At 70.4% G+C, this 19,591-nt stretch carries 19 protein-coding genes and 1 pseudogene; 7 read left to right on the top strand and 13 right to left on the bottom strand.

Annotated elements, in window-relative coordinates; translation table 11 throughout:
* From DW306_RS00640 to DW306_RS00630, 3 genes and pseudogenes are all read right to left on the bottom strand, one after another.
* A pseudogene (locus DW306_RS00640) lies at positions 1 to 290 on the bottom strand (cytochrome b/b6 domain-containing protein); the annotation flags it as partial.
* Positions 291 to 292: 2 nt separating this feature from the next.
* Positions 293 to 1,264 (bottom strand): electron transfer flavoprotein subunit alpha/FixB family protein, encoded by a 972-nt coding sequence (locus tag DW306_RS00635; RefSeq protein WP_136053724.1) that lies wholly within the window; start codon positions 1,262 to 1,264, stop codon positions 293 to 295.
* A 1-nt stretch (position 1,265) separates the two neighbouring features.
* A complete protein-coding gene (locus DW306_RS00630; RefSeq protein ID WP_136053723.1) occupies positions 1,266 to 2,042 on the bottom strand; it encodes an electron transfer flavoprotein subunit beta/FixA family protein in 777 nt (258 codons plus the stop codon).
* Between the two features lie 139 nt (positions 2,043 to 2,181).
* Here DW306_RS00630 and DW306_RS00625 point away from each other — a divergent pair, with 139 nt between their 5' ends.
* Genes DW306_RS00625 through DW306_RS00615 form a run of 3 tightly spaced genes read left to right on the top strand, consistent with a single transcriptional unit; the run spans position 2,182 to position 3,630 of the window.
* Positions 2,182 to 2,718, top strand: coding sequence for a MarR family transcriptional regulator (locus tag DW306_RS00625; protein WP_136053722.1), 537 nt, complete (start codon positions 2,182 to 2,184; stop codon positions 2,716 to 2,718).
* Between the two features lies 1 nt (position 2,719).
* A complete protein-coding gene (locus DW306_RS00620; RefSeq protein WP_136053721.1) occupies positions 2,720 to 3,190 on the top strand; it encodes an SRPBCC family protein in 471 nt (156 codons plus the stop codon).
* Complete coding sequence (locus DW306_RS00615) at positions 3,187 to 3,630, top strand: YdeI/OmpD-associated family protein (protein ID WP_136053720.1); 444 nt, start codon at positions 3,187 to 3,189, stop codon at positions 3,628 to 3,630. The genes DW306_RS00620 and DW306_RS00615 overlap by 4 nt, the downstream gene beginning before the upstream one ends.
* A 4-nt stretch (positions 3,631 to 3,634) precedes the next feature.
* Here the strand turns inward: DW306_RS00615 and DW306_RS00610 are convergent, their stop codons facing one another.
* The 4 genes from DW306_RS00610 to DW306_RS00595 all read right to left on the bottom strand — a co-directional run bounded on the left by DW306_RS00610 (position 3,635) and on the right by DW306_RS00595 (position 8,140).
* Complete coding sequence (locus DW306_RS00610; protein ID WP_136053725.1) at positions 3,635 to 4,411, bottom strand: enoyl-CoA hydratase-related protein; 777 nt, start codon at positions 4,409 to 4,411, stop codon at positions 3,635 to 3,637.
* Between the two features lie 115 nt (positions 4,412 to 4,526).
* On the bottom strand, positions 4,527 to 5,429 hold the full coding sequence (gene mmsB, locus DW306_RS00605; protein WP_136053719.1) for a 3-hydroxyisobutyrate dehydrogenase: 903 nt from the start codon (positions 5,427 to 5,429) through the stop codon (positions 4,527 to 4,529).
* Complete coding sequence (locus DW306_RS00600) at positions 5,426 to 6,607, bottom strand: acyl-CoA dehydrogenase family protein (protein WP_136053718.1); 1,182 nt, start codon at positions 6,605 to 6,607, stop codon at positions 5,426 to 5,428. The genes mmsB and DW306_RS00600 overlap by 4 nt, the downstream gene beginning before the upstream one ends.
* Positions 6,608 to 6,640: 33 nt before the next feature.
* The gene (locus DW306_RS00595; protein WP_136053717.1) at positions 6,641 to 8,140 is read right to left on the bottom strand and encodes a CoA-acylating methylmalonate-semialdehyde dehydrogenase; all 1,500 of its coding nucleotides are present in this window, start codon (positions 8,138 to 8,140) and stop codon (positions 6,641 to 6,643) included.
* A 395-nt stretch (positions 8,141 to 8,535) separates the two neighbouring features.
* Here DW306_RS00595 and DW306_RS00590 point away from each other — a divergent pair, with 395 nt between their 5' ends.
* Together DW306_RS00590 and DW306_RS00585 are read left to right on the top strand one after the other, a co-directional pair.
* Complete coding sequence (locus DW306_RS00590) at positions 8,536 to 9,525, top strand: hypothetical protein (RefSeq protein WP_136053716.1); 990 nt, start codon at positions 8,536 to 8,538, stop codon at positions 9,523 to 9,525.
* 164 nt (positions 9,526 to 9,689) lie between these two features.
* Complete coding sequence (locus DW306_RS00585; protein WP_136053715.1) at positions 9,690 to 10,274, top strand: antibiotic biosynthesis monooxygenase; 585 nt, start codon at positions 9,690 to 9,692, stop codon at positions 10,272 to 10,274.
* 12 nt (positions 10,275 to 10,286) lie between these two features.
* Here the strand turns inward: DW306_RS00585 and DW306_RS00580 are convergent, their stop codons facing one another.
* Entirely contained in the window at positions 10,287 to 11,417 is a 1,131-nt protein-coding gene (locus DW306_RS00580) for an ROK family transcriptional regulator (RefSeq protein ID WP_136053714.1), read from the bottom strand.
* A 135-nt stretch (positions 11,418 to 11,552) separates the two neighbouring features.
* On the opposite strand from DW306_RS00580, the gene xylA reads away from it, so the two are divergent.
* Both xylA and xylB read left to right on the top strand, forming a co-directional pair.
* Positions 11,553 to 12,743 (top strand): xylose isomerase, encoded by a 1,191-nt coding sequence (gene xylA / locus DW306_RS00575; RefSeq protein ID WP_136053713.1) that lies wholly within the window; start codon positions 11,553 to 11,555, stop codon positions 12,741 to 12,743.
* A 7-nt stretch (positions 12,744 to 12,750) separates the two neighbouring features.
* Positions 12,751 to 14,055 carry a xylulokinase gene (gene xylB, locus DW306_RS00570; RefSeq protein ID WP_136053712.1) on the top strand — a complete coding sequence of 435 codons (1,305 nt, stop codon included), beginning with the start codon at positions 12,751 to 12,753 and terminating at the stop codon, positions 14,053 to 14,055.
* A gap of 130 nt (positions 14,056 to 14,185) precedes the next feature.
* Here the strand turns inward: xylB and DW306_RS00565 are convergent, their stop codons facing one another.
* The 5 genes from DW306_RS00565 to DW306_RS00545 form a co-directional block, all read right to left on the bottom strand.
* Positions 14,186 to 15,139, bottom strand: a complete 954-nt coding sequence (locus DW306_RS00565; RefSeq protein ID WP_136053711.1) for an aldose 1-epimerase family protein — start codon at positions 15,137 to 15,139, stop codon at positions 14,186 to 14,188.
* Positions 15,139 to 16,662: an L-arabinose isomerase gene (gene araA / locus DW306_RS00560; protein WP_136053710.1), complete on the bottom strand. Its 1,524-nt coding sequence runs from the start codon at positions 16,660 to 16,662 to the stop codon at positions 15,139 to 15,141. Before araA ends, DW306_RS00565 begins: the two co-directional genes overlap by 1 nt.
* 11 nt (positions 16,663 to 16,673) lie before the next feature.
* Positions 16,674 to 18,275 carry an FGGY-family carbohydrate kinase gene (locus DW306_RS00555; RefSeq protein ID WP_136053709.1) on the bottom strand — a complete coding sequence of 534 codons (1,602 nt, stop codon included), beginning with the start codon at positions 18,273 to 18,275 and terminating at the stop codon, positions 16,674 to 16,676.
* Positions 18,272 to 19,027, bottom strand: coding sequence for an L-ribulose-5-phosphate 4-epimerase (locus DW306_RS00550; protein WP_136053708.1), 756 nt, complete (start codon positions 19,025 to 19,027; stop codon positions 18,272 to 18,274). Before DW306_RS00550 ends, DW306_RS00555 begins: the two co-directional genes overlap by 4 nt.
* Positions 19,028 to 19,115: 88 nt before the next feature.
* Positions 19,116 to 19,591, bottom strand: a 476-nt coding sequence (locus DW306_RS00545) for a substrate-binding domain-containing protein (RefSeq protein WP_168429184.1), incomplete at its 5' end; no start/stop codon positions are given.

Below are 19,591 nucleotides of genomic sequence, written 5' to 3'. Positions count from 1 at the left end.
CCCCCGGCCACACGCGGCAGACCTCGGCGGATGCCGGACGGGGCGGCTGTCGTGGCGACGGCGGCCGGAATGGCCGGCGCCTCGTCCGACACAGCCGACTCCGGCACCTGCGGCGGTCGATCGACGGTTGAAGGCTCAGCCACGACGTCGGGGACCGATGCGGAATCGGCTTCGGCCGCCACGTCCTCGACGACAGCCGCAGCATCCGCCGGCGGCCACGGTTCGCCGCCCGGAACGCGCGGGAGTCCGCGCCGCACTCTCGCCGGTCCCTGAGCCTGACGTGTCGCCACGTCTACTTCTTCCGGGCCTCGAGAGCGGCGATCACCTGGGGAACCACGGTGAACAGGTCGCCCACGATGCCGAAGTCGGCGACGTCGAAGATCGGCGCCTCGCCGTCTTTGTTGATCGCGACGATGTTCTTCGCGGTCTGCATGCCCGCACGGTGCTGGATCGCACCGGATATGCCGAGAGCGACATACAGCTGCGGCGACACCGAGACGCCGGTCTGACCGACCTGGTGCGACTGCGGGATGTACCCGGCATCCACGGCCGCCCGCGAGGCGCCGACCGCTGCGCCGAGCACATCGGCGAGCTCCTCGACGAGCACGAACTTCTCCTTCGACGCCAGACCGCGGCCACCCGACACGACCCGGGTTGCGCCGCGGAGCTCGGGACGCGACGACGCCACCTCGACCGTCTCGATCGGGCCGGCCGTCGCCGCGACCGCTCCGGATGCCGTCACCGACAGCGCCTCGACCGCCGGCGTCGCGACGGCCTCGGCCCGGGCGTCGACCGCACCCTGACGCACCGTGATCACCGGAGCGCCGAACGTCGCGGCGGCGTCGACGAGGTACGAGCCGCCGTACACCGAGTGGTGGGCGACGATGCCCTCGTCGTCACGGGAGACGCCGACCGCATCCACAGCGAGAGCCAGGCGTGCCCGCACGGCGAAGCGCCCGGCGACATCGCGTCCGGCGATCGAGTTCGAGATGAGCACGGCATCCGGCTGCACCTGCGCGAAGGCCGTCTGCAGAGCGTCGACGATCGGGACCGTGAGCGCCCCGGCATCCGCTTCCGCCGTCAGCACGACCGACGCACCGGCGGCAGCCGCGGCATCCACGGCTTCCTGACCGCCGCCGACCACCAGCGCCACCGGCGAGCCGATCGTCGAGGCGGCGCCGATCAGAGCAGCCGTGCTGCTCGCCGCACCACCCGACGGATCGACGTCGACGAGGACGAGGACGGGGTTCTCGGGATACGACATGTCACACCAGCCTGTTCTGCACGAGGTACTCGACGAGCTTCTCTGCGGCATCGCCTTCGTCGGTGATCTTCACTCCCGCCGCGCGCGGCGGCTTCTCGGAGACCGCGGTCATGATCGTCCGGGGCGCGGCTCCCGGGTCGGCCGAGACGTCGAGGTCGGCGAGCGAGAGCACCTCGAGCGGCTTCTTCTTCGCCGCCATGATGCCCTTGAAGTTCGGGAACCGGGCGTCCGGCAGCGCCTCCGTGATGGAGATCACGGCCGGAAGTGCGGCGGAGACCGGCTGGCCCCCGGCATCCGCGGCGCGCGTGCCGGAGACGCTGTCGGCGGAGATCTCGACCGAGCTCAGCGCCGTCGCCTGCGCGAAGCCGAGGTGCTCGGCGAGCATCGCCGGGATCACGCCGCCCGAGCCGTCGGTCGACAGGTTGCCGGTGATGACCAGGTCGGGCGCGGCACGGCGGATGGCCGCGGCGAGCACCTCGGCCGTGAGGCCCAGATCGGCGCCCGAGAGCTGTTCGTCGGCGATGTGCACGGCCGAGCCGGCACCGATCGCGAGCGCCCGACGCACCGACGCGGTGGAGGTCTCGGGAGCCATCGAGAGGGCGACCACCTCGGTGCCCTCGTTCTTGTCGGCATAGCTCAGAGCGACCTCGAGAGCGCGCTCCGTGATCTCGTCGAGCACCACGTCGCCGGCGGCGCGATCCGCGAGTCCGGTTTCGAGATTCAGCTTGCGATCGCCATAGGTGTCCGGCACCTCTTTGACCAGGACGAAGATCTTCATCGAATGCTCCTCACGACTGCTGCAATTCTAGACTGGGATACCGAGTCCCAGCGGCTCTGCGACTGAGACCCAACCGCTGTGCGAGCCCGGCGTCGCGCGCCGCGACGCCGCGTCCGCGTCTCACCGCTACCGTAGAGGCGTGGCCCAACCCCGACCGCTTCCCGTTGATCCGCTCGCCGAGGCGAAGCGGCAGTGGCTCGCGCACGGATGGACGGATGCCGCCGACGGCATGACCGTCGTCACCTCGGTGATGCGCGCCCAGCAGCTGCTGCTCGCCCGCGTCGACGCCGCACTCAAGCCGTTCGCGCTGAGCTTCGCCCGCTACGAGGTGCTGCGTCTGCTGGCGTTCAGCCGCGCCGGAAGCCTCCCGCTGTCGAGCGTGGTCGCCCGACTCCAGGTGCATGCGACCACGGTCACCAGCACGGCCGAGCGTCTGGTGCGCGACGGGCTGATCGCCCGCGAACCCCATCCCTACGACGGTCGCGCCGCGCTGCTCGTGCTCACCGATGCCGGTCGTGACCTCGTCGAGCGCGCGACGACGGCCCTCAACGCCGACGTGTTCTCGGAACCGGGCCTCAGTCGAGAGGATGCCGCCGAGCTCGTCGCGATCGTGGCTCGTATGCGCAAGGACGCCGGCGACTTCACCGATCCGCGCCCGCAACCCGAAGCGCTCTGACATGGCGCGCATCGAGCTCGACACTCTCATCGCCGGGCCGATCGACGACGTGTTCGCGGCCGCGCTGAGCCCGCAGCTGCACCTGAGCTCCATGAAGCGGTACGGCGAGACGATGGTGGAGGAGCCGGTCGGCGGCGCGTTCACGGAGGGATCGACCGTGACCTGGCGCGCGCGCCACTTCGGGATCCCGTTCCGGCTGCGGTCCGTGGTGTTCGACATCGATCCGCCCCGACGATTCCGCGATCGACAGCTCGCCGGACCTTTCGGAGCCCTGCTGCACGAGCACCTCTTCACGAGCCACCCTGCGGGCACGCTCATGCGCGACGTGATCGACTTCCACTCGCCGTTCGGACCGCTCGGCCGTCTGGTCGATGCGCTGTTCATGCGCGCATACATGGAGCGGCTGATCCGAGAGCGGAACGCGGCGCTCGCCGCCGAGTTCGACCCCCCGGGGCGTACTCTGTCGGCATGAGCGAACTGCGCCTGCACACCGTCCTCACCGGCCGCGGTCCCGCCGCGGCGATCCTGCTCAGTGACGAGCAGGTGGCGTCCTTCAACGCCGGCAAGACCTTCCCGGTCGCCGTCACGATCGGCGGGCGCACCGCCCGCCTTCGCGTCGCGCGGATGGGCAGCGAGAACATGATCGGGTTCAGCAAAGCGGTGCGCGCCGACCTCGGTCTCGAGGCCGGGCAGGAGATCGATGCCGTGATCCGCGTGGATGTCGCGGAACGCACGGTCGATGTTCCCGAAGAACTCGCCGCAGCCCTGGATGCCGACCCGGCCGTGCGCGCGGCCTTCGACGCGCTGAGCTACTCGGCCCGCAAGGAGCACGCCCGCACCGTGGTCGACGCGAAGCAGGAGGCGACGCGAGAGCGCCGCATCGCGAAGATCGTCGACGGCCTCCGCGGCTGACCGGTCAGCGGTTCTCAAACGCGGGGGTCCTCTTCTCGCGGAAGGCCGACATGCCCTCCTTCTGGTCGGCGGTGTCGAACAGCGAGGCGAAGGCCTGCTTCTCGTGCGCCAGCCCCTCGGCGAGTGTCGTCTCCATCGCGGCATCCAGCGCGGCCTTCGCCGCGTACACCGACGGCAGCGATTTCGACGCGATGTTCTCGGCGAGCGTCGTAGCCTCGGCGAGGAGGTCGGATGCCGGAACGACGCGCGACACGAGACCCGAGCGCTCCGCCTCCTCCGCCCCCATGAAGCGTCCCGAGAGCACGAGCTCCGCGGCCTTGTAGTACCCGACCGCACGGATCAGGCGCTGCGTGCCGCCCATGCCGGGGATGACGCCGAGGTTGATCTCGGGCTGTCCGAACTTCGCGGTGTCGGCGGCGAGGATGATGTCGCACATCATCGCCAGTTCGCATCCGCCGCCCAGGGCGAAGCCGGAGACGGCCGCGATCACCGGCGTGCGCACCGCGGCGAAGTCGCGCCAGACGCCGAAGTGATCGGTCTCGCGCATCTGCGCGGCCGACATCCCCTCCATCTCCTTGATGTCGGCACCGGCCGCGAACGCCTTCTCCGACCCGGTCACGACGATGGCGCCGACGCCCTCATCGAGGTCGAACGCGACGGCCGCCGCAGTGACCTCTTCGGCCACCGTGCTGTTGAGGGCGTTGAGCGCCTCGGGACGGTTCAGGGTGATCCACCCGACGCGTCCGCGCTGCTCGACCAGGATCGTCTCGTACTCGCTCATGGGGCTCTCTTCCGTCGTGGTGGTGTTCAGCATCCCCCGCCCCTTCGAATCGCGCAAATGGTCCGTCCCGGCCGTGAACTCCGACAATTTGCGCGATTCGAACGAGGGGAGGGTCTCACGCGGAGCCCGCGCGGATGTCGGTGATGATGCCGGAGAAGTCGCGGCCCGCGCCGTCGCCCGCGGCGAAAGCGGCATAGATCTGCTGCGCGAGCCGGCCCATCTGCGCATCCGTCGACGTCTGCTCGATCGCCTGCAGCGCGAGACCCAGATCCTTCGCCATGAGCGCCCCGGCGAACCCGGGCTCGTAGTCGTGGTTGGCGGGACTGGTCGGCACCGGACCGGGAACCGGGCAGTTGGTCGTGATCGACCAGCACTGACCCGATGCCTGCGACACCACGTCGAACAGCGCCTGGTGCTCGAGGCCCAGCCGCTCGCCCAGCACGAACGCCTCCGCGACGGCGATCTGCGATACGGCGAGCACCATGTTGTTGCACACCTTCGCGGCCTGGCCGAGGCCGGGACCGCCGCAGTGCACGATCCGCTTGCCCATCACCTCGAGCAGCGGAAGCGCCGCGGCGAAGTCGTCGTCCGAGCCGCCGACCATGAACGCCAGCGTGCCGTTCTCGGCGCCCACCACCCCGCCGGATACCGGCGCGTCGATGTTGCGGTGCCCGGCCGCGAGGGCGAGGGCGTGCGCCGCGCGCGCCTCGTCGACGGCGATCGTGGACGACTCGATGAACAGCGTGCCCGGGCGGGCTGCGGCCAGCAGCTCGGTGCGATACGCGTCGATCACGTGCCTGCCGGCGGGGAACATCGTGATGACGACGTCCGCGTCGGCGACGGCATCCGCGCCGCTGGCCGCCACCCGGATGCCGGCCTGACCTGCCGCCTCGATCGCCGCCGGCACGAGGTCGAAGCCGCGAACCTCGTGACCCGCGGCGACGAGGTTCTTCGCCATCGGCAGACCCATGTGGCCGAGCCCGAGGAAGGCGACGACCGCCGGGGGCGACGCGGTCATGATGCGCTCCGCATCGAGTGGGATCCCGCGGGACGCAGCATCTCGCGACCGACGATGAGACGCATGATCTCGTTCGTGCCCTCCAGGATCTGGTGCACGCGGAGGTCGCGGACGACCTTCTCGATGCCGTAGTCCTGCAGGTACCCGTAGCCGCCGTGCAGCTGCAGAGCGCGGTTGGCGACGTCGAATCCGGCGTCCGTCGCGAAGCGTTTGGCCATCGCGCAGCGCATGGTCGCGTCGGGCGCGTGCTCGTCGACCGCCAGGGCGCCGTCGCGCAGCATCAGGCGCGCCGCGTGCAGATCGGTGCGCATGTCGGCGATCGTGAACAGGATCGACTGCTTCTCGGCCAGCGGCTCGCCGAACGCGACCCGCTCGTGCACGTACTGCACGGCACGGTCGAGCGCCCACTGCGCTCCGCCGATCGAGCACGCGGCGATGTTCAGCCGGCCGCCGTTGAGCGCCGACATCGCGATCGCGAAGCCCCTGCCCTCCTCACCGAGAAGAGCGGATGCCGGAACGTGCACGCCGTCGAGGATCACCTGTCGCGTGGGCTGGGCGTGCCAGCCCATCTTCTTCTCGGGCGCACCGAAGCTGAGACCCTCGGCATCGGCCGGGACGAGGAACGCGCTGATCCCGCGCGCCCCCGGCTCACCCGTGCGCGCCATCACGACGTAGACAGCCGCCTCACCGGCTCCGGAGATGAACTGCTTCACGCCGGTGAGCACGTAGTCGTCGTCGTCGCGGACCGCGCTGGTCGCGATGTTCGCGGCATCCGATCCGGCGCCGGGCTCGGTCAGGCAGTACCCGCCGAACTCCGACATCGCGGTGAGCTGCGGCAGCCATGCGCCGCGCTGCGCATCGTCGCCGTAGGTGTCGATCATCCAGACGACCATGTTGTGGATCGAGATGTAGGCGGCGACGGCCGGGTCGCCCTTGGCGAGCTCCTCGAAGATCGCCACCGTGTCGGCGCGGCTGAGGCCGGTCCCGCCGAATTCCTCGCGGACGTAGATGCCGCCGAGCCCGAGCTCGCCGGCCCGGTTCAGCGACTCGCGCGGGAAGATGTGCTTCTCGTCGCGCTCGGCGGAGTGGGGCGCGAGCTCGGTCTCGGCGAAATCGCGGACGGCTTCGATGATGGCGTCGCGTTCTTCGGCGGTGGTGGTGACGGAGGTCATTGTCATCGTGATTCCTTGAGTCCTGAGCTTGTCGAAGGGCTAGTGCATGGTGGGGATGACGAAGCTGGCGCCGTCTTTGATGCCGGAGGGCCAGCGGCTCGTCACCGTCTTCGTCTTCGTGTAGAAGCGGAACGCGTCGGCACCGTGCTGGTTCAGGTCGCCGAAGCCGCTGCGCTTCCAGCCGCCGAACGTGTAGTACGCGATCGGCACGGGGATCGGCACGTTCACGCCGACCATCCCGACCTGCACCCGGGCGGCGAAGTCGCGGGCCGCGTCACCGTCGCGGGTGAAGATCGCGACGCCGTTGCCGTACTCGTGCTCCGACGCCATCCGCAGCGCCTCCTCGTAGTCGGCGGCACGGGCGATCACGAGCACGGGTCCGAAGATCTCCTCGCGGTAGATCGCCATGTCGGTCGTGACGTGGTCGAACAGGGTCGGTCCGAGGTAGAAGCCCTGCTCGTACCCTTCGACGGTGAAGCCGCGGCCGTCGGCGAGCAGGGTGGCGCCTTCGTCGACACCCTGCTGGATGTATCCCTCGACACGCTCGACCGCCGCGCGGCTGACGAGCGGTCCGTAGTCGACGTCGGCGGAGAGCGAGGGGCCGATGCGCAGGCCGGCGATGCGCTCGAGGAGCTTGGCGGCGAGAGCATCCGCCGTCTCCTGCCCGACCGGGACGGCGACCGAGATGGCCATGCACCGCTCCCCGGCCGACCCGTAGCCGGCGCCGATGAGGGCGTCCACAGCCTGATCGAGGTCGGCGTCCGGCATCACGATCATGTGGTTCTTCGCGCCGCCGAAGCACTGGGCACGCTTGCCGTGCGCCGCAGCGGTGGAGTAGATGTACTCGGCGATCGGAGTGGACCCGACGAAGCCGACGGCGCGGATGCGGTCATCGGTGAGCAGCGTGTCGACCGCCTCCTTGTCGCCGTGCACGACGTTGAGCACGCCGGCCGGCAGCCCGGCCTCGAGGAAGAGCTCGGCGATGCGCACCGGCACCGAAGGGTCGCGCTCACTGGGCTTGAGCACCACGGCGTTGCCGGCCGCGAGCGCCGGGCCCGCCTTCCACAGCGGGATCATCGCGGGGAAGTTGAAGGGGGTGATCGCGGCGACGACGCCGAGCGGCTGGCGCATCGAGTAGACGTCGATGCCCGCGCCGGCGCCCGTGGAGTACTCGCCCTTGAGGAGGTGCGGCGCACCCGCGGAGAACTCGATGACCTCGAGGCCGCGCTGGATGTCGCCCTTCGCGTCGTCGACCGTCTTGCCGTGCTCGCTGGCCAGAAGTTCGGCCAGCGACTGCATGTCGCGCTGCACGAGATCGAGGAAGCGCAGCAGCACGCGGGCGCGCTTCTGCGGGTTCGTCGCGGCCCAGGCGACCTGCGCGGCCTCGGCGTTCGCGATGACGTTGCGCACCTCATCGGCCGAGGCGAGCGGAACACGCGCCTGCACGGCACCGGAGCTCGGGTCGAACACGTCCGCGAAGCGCCCCGTGTCGGGAGTGAGAAGCGATCCGCCCACGAAGTGCGGGATGGTACGAGTCATTGTGTGACTTCCCTCCGTGCCTGCGTTGGCACATTGGGAGTTTACTGCGGCCTCCGTCTATTTACTAGGACATCCTTGTAAATAGAGTTCGCACCGCGTTCACCGCCCGGTCACCTCCGTCGATTACAACTGCAGATGCGCGGGCAAGAAGACTCTGACCGGATCGGGTAGTCACGTCATCCGCGCACACGGTGAGCATTCTCGCTCCCGGTCGCGGTGCCCACGCCGCGAGACCCCCGCCGAATCGGGTCGGCGGGGGTCCTCTCTTTCGGGGCGGCTTTCGAATCGCGCAACTGGTCGCTTTCGGGCGGCAAAAGCGACCATTTGCGCGATTCGAAGGCCATGGGCTGTGGATAACGCGCCCGTCGCAACGCACGAGATGGCACCGTGTCGGCATGGGACGAGCAGAACTTCCGGACGACGTCGAGCCCGCCTTCTCCACGAGCACCGCTCGACTACTCGGTGTATCGCGGGGGCGACTGCGCGCGGCCGACCTGCATGCGCCGTTCCACGGGGTTCGTGTGAAGACAGAGCTGCTGGCATCGGAAGGCGGTGCGTCGGAGGCGGACATCGCAGATCCGTTTGAACGTCAGAGGCGCGCACGCGTGGTCCGAGCCCGCGTCTACAGCGCTCGTCTCCACACCGGCCATTTCTTCAGTCATCAGACAGCGGCGTCGATCTGGGGCGCGCCCCTGCCGCTGGAGCGTGACGAACGAGGCGAGATCGCGGCAGATGAGGACCTCGCGCTGCACGTCAGCTCGTCCGGCGGCATTCCATTTCCGCGCACGAAGGGCATCGTCGGCCACCGCACGCTCGCAAGCCTGACCACGATCCTCACCCACGACGGCCTTCGGGTGACTTCGCCCGCTGCCACGTGGGTATCGCTGGGGACGCTGCCCCTGTTCGACATCGTGGCAATCGGCGACTACTTCTGCCGCCGGTCGAGAGAAGGCTATGGACGCCCCCGTGCTGGGCATCCGCCATTGGCGACGATCGAGGAGCTACGGCAGGCGCTCGAGGCCGGACGTCGGCGTGGAGCAAAGCGGCTCCGCGAGGCCCTGGAATCGGTGCGCGAGGATTCCTGGTCACCGCGTGAGACGAAAGTTCGCTGTGTGCTCGTCGCCTCCGGCCTCCCTGAGCCGCAGCTCAATGTCGATGTCTACGACGAGTCCGGACAGTTCATCGGTTGTGTCGACATGGTCTATGCCGATCACCGGGTGGCGATCGAGTACCTGGGGATGCTGCACGGCGAGAGCTGGGCGCGGGACGTCGAGCGTCTGGCCGCGCTCCGCGCCGCCGGCTGGACGGTGATCGAGGTCACTGCGCCGCTGCTCCGGCGCCCCGAAGAGCTCGTAAGACGCGTTGCTCGGGCGCTCGGCGCCTAGTTCAGGCGTTCGAGTGGCGCAAATGGTCGCTTCGGGGGCCGGATCGGGACCATTTGCGCGATTCGAAAGGCCCGCACAGGAAATAGAATCGACGGTGCGCCCGGACCCCGGCGCAACCGCTTCGGAGGCCCGCGACCCGGGCTCCCCGTCACGAGGACTCCGCCATGTCCGAACCCATCACCGTGTCCATCCGCCGCGAGGTCGACCCCGAGCGCATCACCGAGGCGACCGTCTGGGTGCAGACGGGCGTGAACCTCGCGACGAAGTATCCGGGCTTCCTCGGCTCCGGCTGGGTGCGCGCCGGCGAGGACTCGCAGATCTGGCACATGCTCTACCGGTTCGCGAACGAGGAGTCGCTCGTCGCCTGGGAGAAGTCCGGCGAGCGGGAGTGGTGGCTCTCGATGGGCGAGGGCTTCATCCGCAGCGAGCGCTCGAAGCGCCGCACCGGAATCGAGGGCTGGTTCGACGAGCCGACCACGGGCACCATCACCCTGCCGACCGCCGAGGGCGGCACGACGAACGTCGCCGTCGTGACTGCGCCCCCGCGGTGGAAGCAGGCGGTGTCGATCTGGCTCGGCTTCTTCCCCGTGAACGTCGCCTTCGCCTACGCCATGAGTCCGGTTCCCGGATGGGATGCCGTTCCGATCTGGTTGCGCGTGCTCGCCACGACCCTCGTGCTCACGCCGATCATGACCTACTGGGTGCTGCCCTTCGTGACGCGCTCCCTGCGGGGCTGGCTCGCGCGCTGAGCACAGCGCCCGTCAGATCACGCCGACCGAGGTGAACGCGTGCTCGGCCGCGCCGAGCAGCAGGCGATCGGCGGCGAGGGATGCCGGGAGGATGCGGAGCCCCTCGGCGTTCTCCGCCATCGCGCACCCGGCGACGGCATCCGCGAATCCCTCCGGATCGAGCTCTTCGAGCTGGGCGAGGAAACCGCCGAGCACCACGACGGAGGGGTTGAGGATGTTCACGGCATCCGCGATCGCCTGCGCGAGAAGCCCGCGCTGGCGCGCGCACTCCTCGCGCACCGGATCGTCGTCGGATGCCGCGGCGAGAGCCTGCGCGAGCGTCGGGTCGTCCGCGACAGCGAGCCCGAGCACATCGAGGAGCCGGGCCCTGCTCACTTCGTCTTCCAGCACGGCAGAGCTGCCGGCGCCGACCCTGTTCTGGCCGAACTCCCCGGCGTACCCGCCGACACCGCCGACCGGGGCGCCGTGCACGACGATGCCGCCGCCGATGCCCGACGGCCCGCCGTTGAGGTAGACGACGTCGTTCGCGCCCTGCGCCGCGCCGAAGAGGTGCTCGGCCAGGGCCCCGAGACTCGCGTCGTTGCCCACCGCCACCGGCAGGCCCGTCGATGCGGCGATCATCGTGCTCAACGGAGAGTCGGTCCAACCGAGGTGCGGGGCGTTGCGCACGAGTCCATCGGCCGCGCGCACGAGGCCGGGCACGGCGACCCCGACCGCGACGAGGCGTGAGTGTTCGAGCGGGCCCTGTCGCCAACGGTCGACGACCTCGGCGATGAGGTGGGCGACGTCTTCGGCGGAGAGGAGGGATGCCGATTCGATCCGCTCACGCACCACGACGTTGCGGGCGAGGCCGATCGCGGCGATCTCGACCGCGTCGACCTCGGGGTTCACGGCGATGACGACGGTCTTCGGCGAGGCCTCCACGACGGGCGAGGGTCGGCCGACCCGTCCGACCGGGTCGGGGTCCCGCTCGACGACCCAGCCGTCGCTCACGAGCTGCGCCACCAGATCGGCGATCGTCGAGCGGTTCAGTCCGGTCGCGGCCGTCAGCTGGGCGCGCGATCGCGCACCGCCCAGGTGCACCAGCCGCAGCACCCGCGCGAGGTTGCGCGCGCGAACACCGTCAGCGGAAGCATCCGTCACATCATCCTCGCAATCGGTTCGGCGTCTCAGTCTAGGAGGCTGGACATCGCGTGCTCCAGGCTATATGTTGTTGCTCACAACATTTCTGCGCGACACTCTGCCGCGCCGCCATCCGGCACCATGCGAAGGAGCATCATGAGCCTCACCCCGACCCGCGACGACAAGTTCTCGTTCGGCCTCTGGACCGTCGGCTACAACGGCGCCGACCCGTTCGGCGGACCCACCCGCCCGGCCCTCGACGTGGTGCACGCCGTCGAGAAGCTCGCCGAGCTCGGCGCCTACGGCCTGACGTTCCACGACGACGACCTGTTCGCCTTCGGATCGACGGATGCCCAGCGGCAGACCAAGATCGACCGCCTGAAGGGCGCTCTCTCCGACACCGGCCTGATCGTGCCGATGGTGACGACCAACCTCTTCAGCGCCCCCGTGTTCAAGGACGGCGGCGTCACCTCGAACGACCGCGAGGTGCGACGCTTCGCGCTGCGCAAGGTGTTCCGCCAGCTCGACCTCGGCGCCGAGCTCGGCGCGAAGACGTTCGTGATGTGGGGCGGCCGCGAGGGCGCCGAGTACGACTCCGCGAAAGACATCCGGGCGGCGCTCGAGCGCTACCGCGAGGCCGTGAACCTGCTCGGCGACTACGTGACCGACAAGGGCTACGACATCCGCTTCGCCATCGAGCCGAAGCCCAACGAGCCCCGCGGCGACATCCTGCTGCCGACGCTCGGACACGCGATCGCGTTCATCGACTCCCTGGAGCGCCCCGAGCTCGTCGGCGTGAACCCCGAGGTCGGGCACGAGCAGATGGCGGGCCTGAACTTCGCCGCCGGCATCGCCCAGGCGCTGTACCACGGCAAGCTCTTCCACATCGACCTCAACGGCCAGCGCGGCATCAAGTACGACCAGGACCTGGTGTTCGGGCACGGCGACCTGCACAACGCGTTCGCCCTGGTCGATCTGCTCGAGAACGGCGGCCCGAACGGCGTCCCGGCCTACGAGGGTCCGCGCCACTTCGACTACAAGCCGAGCCGCACCGAAGACGAGAACGGCGTGTGGGACTCCGCCGCCGCGAACATGCGCACCTACCTCCTCCTCAAGGAGCGGGCCGCGGCCTTCCGCGCCGACCCCGAGGTGCAGGAGGCCCTGGCGGCCGCCCGCGTCGACCAGCTCTCGGTGCCGACGCTCAGCCCCGGCGAGAGCTACGACGACTTCCTCGCGGACCGCAGCGCCTACGAGGACTTCGACCCGGACGCCTACTTCGGCGGCAAGGGCTTCGGCTTCGTGCGCCTGCAGCAGCTGGCGACCGAGCACCTGCTCGGCGCGCGCTGAGCGCCTGATGGCCCTCGTCCTCGGCGTCGACTCTTCGACGCAGTCCTGCAAGGCGCTCGTCGTCGACACGTCGACCGGCGCGGTCGTGCGCACCGGTCGCGCGTCGCATCCGGACGGCACGTCGGTCGACCCCGAAGCGTGGTGGGTCGCACTGCAGGCGGCGATCGCGGATGCCGGGGGGCTCGACGACATCGAGGCGTGGGCCATCGGCGGACAGCAGCACGGGATGGTGGCGCTCGATGCCTCGGGCGCCGTCATCCGTGACGCGCTGCTCTGGAACGACACCCGCTCGGCGGATGCCGCGGCAGAGCTCGTCGCGGAGTTCGGGGCGCAGGAGCTCGCGGATCGCACCGGGCTCGTGCCCGTGGCATCCTTCACGATCTCGAAGGTGCGCTGGCTGCGCGATCACGAGCCCGAGAACGCGGGGCGCGTGGCAGCGATCGCCCTGCCGCACGACTGGCTGACCTGGCGGCTGCGCGGCTACGGCCCGGAGGGCGCCGCGCCGCTCGGCCCAGTGCTCGACGAGCTGGTCACCGACCGCTCCGACGCGTCGGGAACCGGGTACTGGAGCGCCGCGACCGGCGAATACGACCGCGAGCTGCTCATCGCCGCCCTCGGACATGACGCGATCCTGCCGCGGGTGCTGGGCGCCGACGAGTCGGTGACGGATGCCGCGGGGCGCCGGGTCGCGCCCGGCGCCGGCGACAACGCGGCGGCGGCCCTCGGGCTGGGTGCCGGACCGGGCGACGTGGTCGTCTCGATCGGCACCAGCGGCACGGTCTTCGCGGTCAGCGAGGCGCCGTCGGCCGATGCATCCGGGATCATCGCGGGCTTCGCGTCGGCGGACGGACACTTCCTGCCGCTGGTCTGCACACTCAACGCCGCGCGAGTGCTCGACGTGACGGCCGCGTTGCTGGGCGTCGATCACGACGAGCTGAGCCGGCTCGCGCTGTCCGCGCCGTCGGGGGCCGACGGCCTCGCGCTCGTGCCGTACTTCGAAGGCGAGCGCACCCCGAACCTCCCGGATGCCACGGCGACGCTCAGCGGCATGACTCTCGCCTCGACCACGCGTGAGAACCTCGCGCGCGCCGCGGTCGAGGGGATGCTCTCCGGTCTCGGCGCCGGGCTCGACGCGCTGCGTGAGGAAGGTGTGCCGCTCCGACGCGCGCTGTTGATCGGCGGCGGGGCACAGTCCGAGGCCGTGCGGGCGATCGCGCCCGACGTGCTCGGCATCCCGGTCGAGGTGCCGGCGACCGAGGAGTACGTCGCCCTCGGCGCCGCCCGGCAGGCGGCATCGGTCCTCGGCGGCTGAGCCGTCCGGTCGATTCCGGTCGCAGTTACCGCCGTCCCGCCGGCTTCCGGTCGCAATTCCTGCCGCTCCGGCACTCGGAAGCCGGCAGAAAGTGCGACCGGAAGCCGCGAGGGCGTCGCGACGCCGCCGGCTACACCGCCCGGATGCGCCAGCTCGCGGAGTGCGAGCCCCCGGGTGCGAGCGTCACGAGATCCGTCCCGGAGTTGAAGGCATCCGGCGGGCAGGTCATCGGCTCGACCGCGAGGCCGATCCGGTGGATGTCATCGAGTCCCGGATTGTCGGCCGTGTGCACCTGCACCCACGGGCAGCGCTCGTCGAAGCTGATCGCCACGCCCGATCCGTCCTCCGTCGTGAGCCGCACCTCGGCCACGCCGCCGGTGCGCGCGAGACCCGTGAAGGCGTGGTCGATGAAGACGTCGTCGATGCGCCGAGCCTCGCGGAAGTCCCATTCCGGATGCTGCGCCACGGGCTCCACCGCGACCGGGCTGAGCCGGTCGGGCGTGACCGTCAGCACCTCGGATGCCGGGAGGAGCAGCGTCCAGTCGTTGACGCGTTTCGTCTCGCTCCGCTCGCTCAACGACCGGGGAGACGACTCTGCCACGAGGTACGGGTGCGGGCCGGTGCCCCAGGGCGCAGCATCCGCTCCGATGTTGTGGGCCGTGACGGTCTGCTGCAGACCGTCGGCGTCGAGACGGTACTCCACCTCGACCTCGACGCGGAAGGGGTAGCCGGTCTGCGGCTCGATGACGGCGGCCAGCACGACCCGGTCGTCGAGCACGAGACGATCGGAGAACTCCGCCCAGGCGAGCAGTCCGTGCAGGGCCTGACCGCGTTTCGGCTCGGTCAGCGGCAGCTGATGCTCGACCCCGGCGAAGCGGTACCGGCCGTCGACGATCCGGTTCGGCCAGGGCGCGAGAGTCGCACCGCGATATCCGGGGCGCACCTCGTCGGCGTCGAACGGCACGACGAGGTCGCGTCCCTCGAAAGTCAGCACCCGCAGCGAGGCGCCCACGCTCGCGACGACCGCCTCGTACCCGTGCGCGGCGAGGCGCAGCTGACGCCCGGATCGTGGACCGACCGCCATCACAGCCCCTGAGCCAGGCGGTAGTAGGCCTGGTTCCAGCGCACCTGCTTCTGGAACTCCGGCAGTGTGGTGCTGTCGTCGATCACGAGCAGCTCGACCTCGGCCATGTCGGCGAAGTCGCGGAAGGCCTCGATCCCCACAGCCGTCGACATGACCGTGTGATGCGCGGCACCCGCGGTCAGCCAGGCAGCGGCCGAGGTGGTGAAATCGGGCTGCGGCTTCCAGACCGCCCGGCCCACCGGCAGCTTCGGCAGCGCGGCCCGCGGCTCCACGTTCTCGACGACGTTCGCGGTGAGGCGGAACCGGTCGCGCATGTCGCTCAGCGCGACGACCACGGCGGGGCCCGGGTCGGCCGTGAAGACCAGGCGCACCGGGTCGTCCTTGCCGCCGATGCCGAGCGGGTGGATCTCGAGCGTCGGCTTCGCGGTGGTCAGCGACGGCGAGACCTCGAGCATGTGGGCGCCGAGGATCAGCTCGTCGCCGGGAGTCATGTCGTAGGTGTAGTCCTCCATGAGGCTCGCGCCGCCGGGGAGCCCCGCGCCCATGACGTTCGCGATGCGCACCAGGATCGCCGTCTTCCAGTCGCCCTCGGCGCCGAAGCCGTAGCCCTCGGCCATGAGGCGCTGCACCGCGAGCCCCGGCAGCTGCTTCAGCGCACCGAGGTCTTCGAACGAGGTGGTGAAGGCGCCGAAGCCGCCCTCCTCCAGGAACGACCGCAGCCCGAGCTCGATCGCGGCGCCGTCGCGCAGCGATTCGTGTCGCTCTCCGCCCTTGCGCAGTTCGGGCGCGACCTCGTACAGCTCCTCGTACTCGGCGACCAGCGCGTCGATCTGCGCATCGGATGCCGCCGCGACGGCATCCGCCAGCTCGTTCACACCCCAGGTGTTGACCTGCACGCCGAAGCGCAGCTCGGCCTCGGTCTTGTCGCCCTCGGTGACCGCGACGAAGCGCATGTTGTCGCCGAAGCGGGCGAGCTTGAGGTCGCGCGACGCCGCGAGGCCGGCCGCCGCGCGCTGCCAGGTGCCGAGCTCGCGACGCACGCGCGGGTCGGACGCGTGCCCGACGATCGTCTTGCGCGGCACGCCGAGGCGGGTCTGGATGTACCCGAACTCGCGGTCGCCGTGCGCGGCCTGGTTCAGGTTCATGAAGTCGAAATCGATGTCGGCCCACGGGAGCTCGACGTTCGCCTGCGTGTGCAGGTGGGCGAGCGGCTTGCGCAGCTCGTCGAGACCGGCGATCCACATCTTCGCGGGGCTGAAGGTGTGCATCCAGGCGACGAGGCCGATCACGCGGTCGTCGGCGTTCGCCTCGAGGGCGGTGCGCTTGATGGCGGCGGCATCCGTCAGCACGGGCTTCCAGACGACCTTGACCGGTACGTCGTCGGCGGAGTCGAGCAGCCGTGCGATCTCCTGCGACTGGTCGGCGACCTGCGCGAGGGTCTCGGGGCCGTAGAGGTGCTGGCTGCCGGTGAGGAACCAGACCTCATAGCCGTCGAGCGAAGTGGAGAGAGGGGTGCGAGTCATGAACGGGTCCTTCAGAGGGAGTCGACGGCGGCGGCCTCGACGGCCAGTCCGGCCCGGTAGCGGTCGAGGTAGGAGGCGAAGCCGGCGACGTCCGCCGGGTCGGGTTCGACGAGCGAGACGGATGCCGCGGCGAACACCCGCTCGTCGAGATAGGCACTCAGCGACAGGTCGTCGGCGTGCGCCAGGTAAGAGGCGAGCACGGCGATGCCCCAGGCTCCGCCCTCGGACGCCAGCTCCCCGACCGCGACGGGAGCGGCGAGTGCACCGGCGAGGAAGCGCTGCGCGACCCCTGCGGTGCGGAACATGCCGCCGTGCGCGAACATCCGGTCGAGTTCGACGCCTTCCGCCGTGAGCACCTGCATGCCGAGGGCGAGCGTGCCGAACACGCCGTAGAGCTGGGCGCGCAGGAAGTTCGCGAGCGTGAAGGCGCTGTCGGGTGTGCGCACGAACAGCGGTCGGCCGGCGTCGAGCCCCGCGATGGGCTCACCCGCGAGGTGGTTGTAGGCCAGCAGGCCGCCGGCATCCGCGTCGCCGTCGAGGGCTTCGCGGAACAGCACGTCGAACACGGTGTCGTCGTCGAGCGCCTGTCCGGCCGCGGCCGAGAAGCGGGTGAAGAGTCCGGCCCAGGCGGCGAGCTCGCTGGCGCCGTTGTTGCAGTGCACCATCGCGACGGCATCGCCGGCGGGAGTGGTCACGAGGTCGAGCTCGTGATGCACCTCGGCGAGCGGACGCTCGAGCACGACCATCGCGAAGATGCTGGTGCCGGCGCTCACGTTGCCGGTGCGCGGGGCGACGGAGTTCGTCGCGACCATGCCGGTGCCCGCGTCGCCCTCGGGCGGGCACAGCGGGATGCCGGGCCGCAGGGCGCCGGTCGGATCGAGTAGCGCGGCTCCTTCGGCGGTGAGCGTTCCGGCCGCGGCTCCGGCGGGGAGCACCGTCGGCAGGATCTCGGCGAGGGGATGCGGCAGCCGATCGCCGGCGAGCGAGTCGTAGGCGCCCAGCATCCGCTCGTCGTACCCGCCGGTCGCGGGGTCGATCGGGAACATCCCCGAGGCGTCGCCCACGCCGAGCACCCGCTCGCCGGTGAGCTTCTCGTGCACGTAGCCGGCGAGGGTGTTCACGCCCGCGATCCGCGGCACGTGGGCCTCGGCGTCGACCACGGCCTGGTGCAGGTGCGCGATCGACCACCGCAGCGGGATGTTCACGCCGAACAGCGCGGTCAGCTCGGCTGCGGCGACGCCGGTGTTCGTGTTGCGCCAGGTGCGGAACGGCACGAGCAGCGCGCCCGCCTCGTCGAACGCCAGATAGCCGTGCATCATCGCCGAGACGCCGATCGCGCCGAACGACTCCGGACGGATGCCGTGCTGCCGCTCCGCATCGGCGACGAGGTCGGCGTAGGCGGCCTGGAGTCCCGTCCACACCTCATCGATCGCGTAGGTCCAGAGCCCGTCCACGAGTCGGTTCTCCCAGGCGAACGATCCGGTGGCGAGCACCTCGGTCGGGTCGGAGCCGATCAGGCAGGCCTTGATGCGCGTCGAACCCAGCTCGATGCCGAGGCTGGTGCGCGCCTCGCGGATGTCGTCGACGGCGGATGCCGCGGGCTGAAGGCTCATCGGCGGGCATCCTGACTCTGGCCGTACACGTTCTGGTAGCGGTCGAAGAGGCTGTCGATCGCCGCCTGCGGGATCGGGATCAGCGGTCCCGCCTCGCGAGCGAGGTGCACGGTGCGGGCGACGTCTTCGACCATGACGGCGGCCTTCACGGCATCCTTCGCATCGGCGCCGATCGTGAAGGGCCCGTGGTTCTGCATGAGCACGGCGCGCGAGCGGTGGCCGCTCAGCGTCTCGACGATGCCGCGGCCGATCGAGTCGTCGCCGATGATCGCGAAGGGACCGACAGGGATCGGGCCGCCGAACTCGTCGGCCATCGCGGTGATGACGCACGGGATCTCTTCGCCGCGCGCCGCCCACGCCACGGCGTAGGTGGAGTGGGTGTGCACCACGCCGCCGACCTCGGGCATGTGACGGTAGACGTAGGCGTGGGCCGCCGTGTCGCTGGATGGCGAGCGGTCGCTGCCGGGAGTGCCGGGGATGACGGTGCCGTCGAGGTCGCACAGGATCATGTTCTCGGGAGTCAGGTCGTCGTAGGAGACGCCGGACGGCTTGATCACGAACAGGTCGGCGCCGGGCACGCGGCCCGAGACGTTGCCGCCGGTCCAGACGACGAGTCCGTAGCGAACGAGTTCGGAGTGGAGCCGTGCCACATCGGCACGGACGGCGTCGATGGATGCGGCGACCTCATCGGAGAAAGCGACCTTGTCGGAGAAGGCGACCTTGTCGGAGAAATCTGGGGCGTCGTTGCTCACGGGACCTCGGGGTTCTGGCGGCCGATGACTGTGACCGGTCACAGAAGTCTGTCACGGCCGCTCGAGGGCGTCAAGGACTGCGCGCGGGTCAGCGCGGCGCGGCGACGGAATCCCGCGCGATCAGCACCGGGGCGACCGGGAGGAGGTCAGCCGCGTCGGATGCCACTCCGCCGATGACCACGGCGACCGCACGGCGGGCGAGCTCGTCGAAGTCCTGCCGCACGGTCGTGAGCTTCGGCCAGTAGTACGCGGCATCCGGGATGTCGTCGAAACCGACCACGCTGATGTCGTCCGGGACCGAGAGCCCGGCCTCGTGCAGCCCGCCGAGCAGTCCCAGAGCCATCTGGTCGTTCGCCGCGAAGACCGCGGTGACTCCGGCGGCGATGATCGCCTCGACCGCCGCATACCCCGACCCCGCCGACCAGTCCCCCGCGATCACCGGCCCTGCGGTGAGGCCGCGCGCGTCGAGTTCCTCCGCGAAGCCCTCGGCGCGCGACTCCGCCTCCAGCCAGTCCGGCGGGCCGGCGAGGTGGGCGATGCGGGTGTGCCCGGCATCCGCGATCT

It is taken from the genome of Microbacterium sp. K24, from assembly GCF_004794465.1.
Taxonomy (GTDB): domain Bacteria; phylum Actinomycetota; class Actinomycetes; order Actinomycetales; family Microbacteriaceae; genus Microbacterium.
This window is presented reverse-complemented; position numbering and strand designations above follow the sequence as displayed.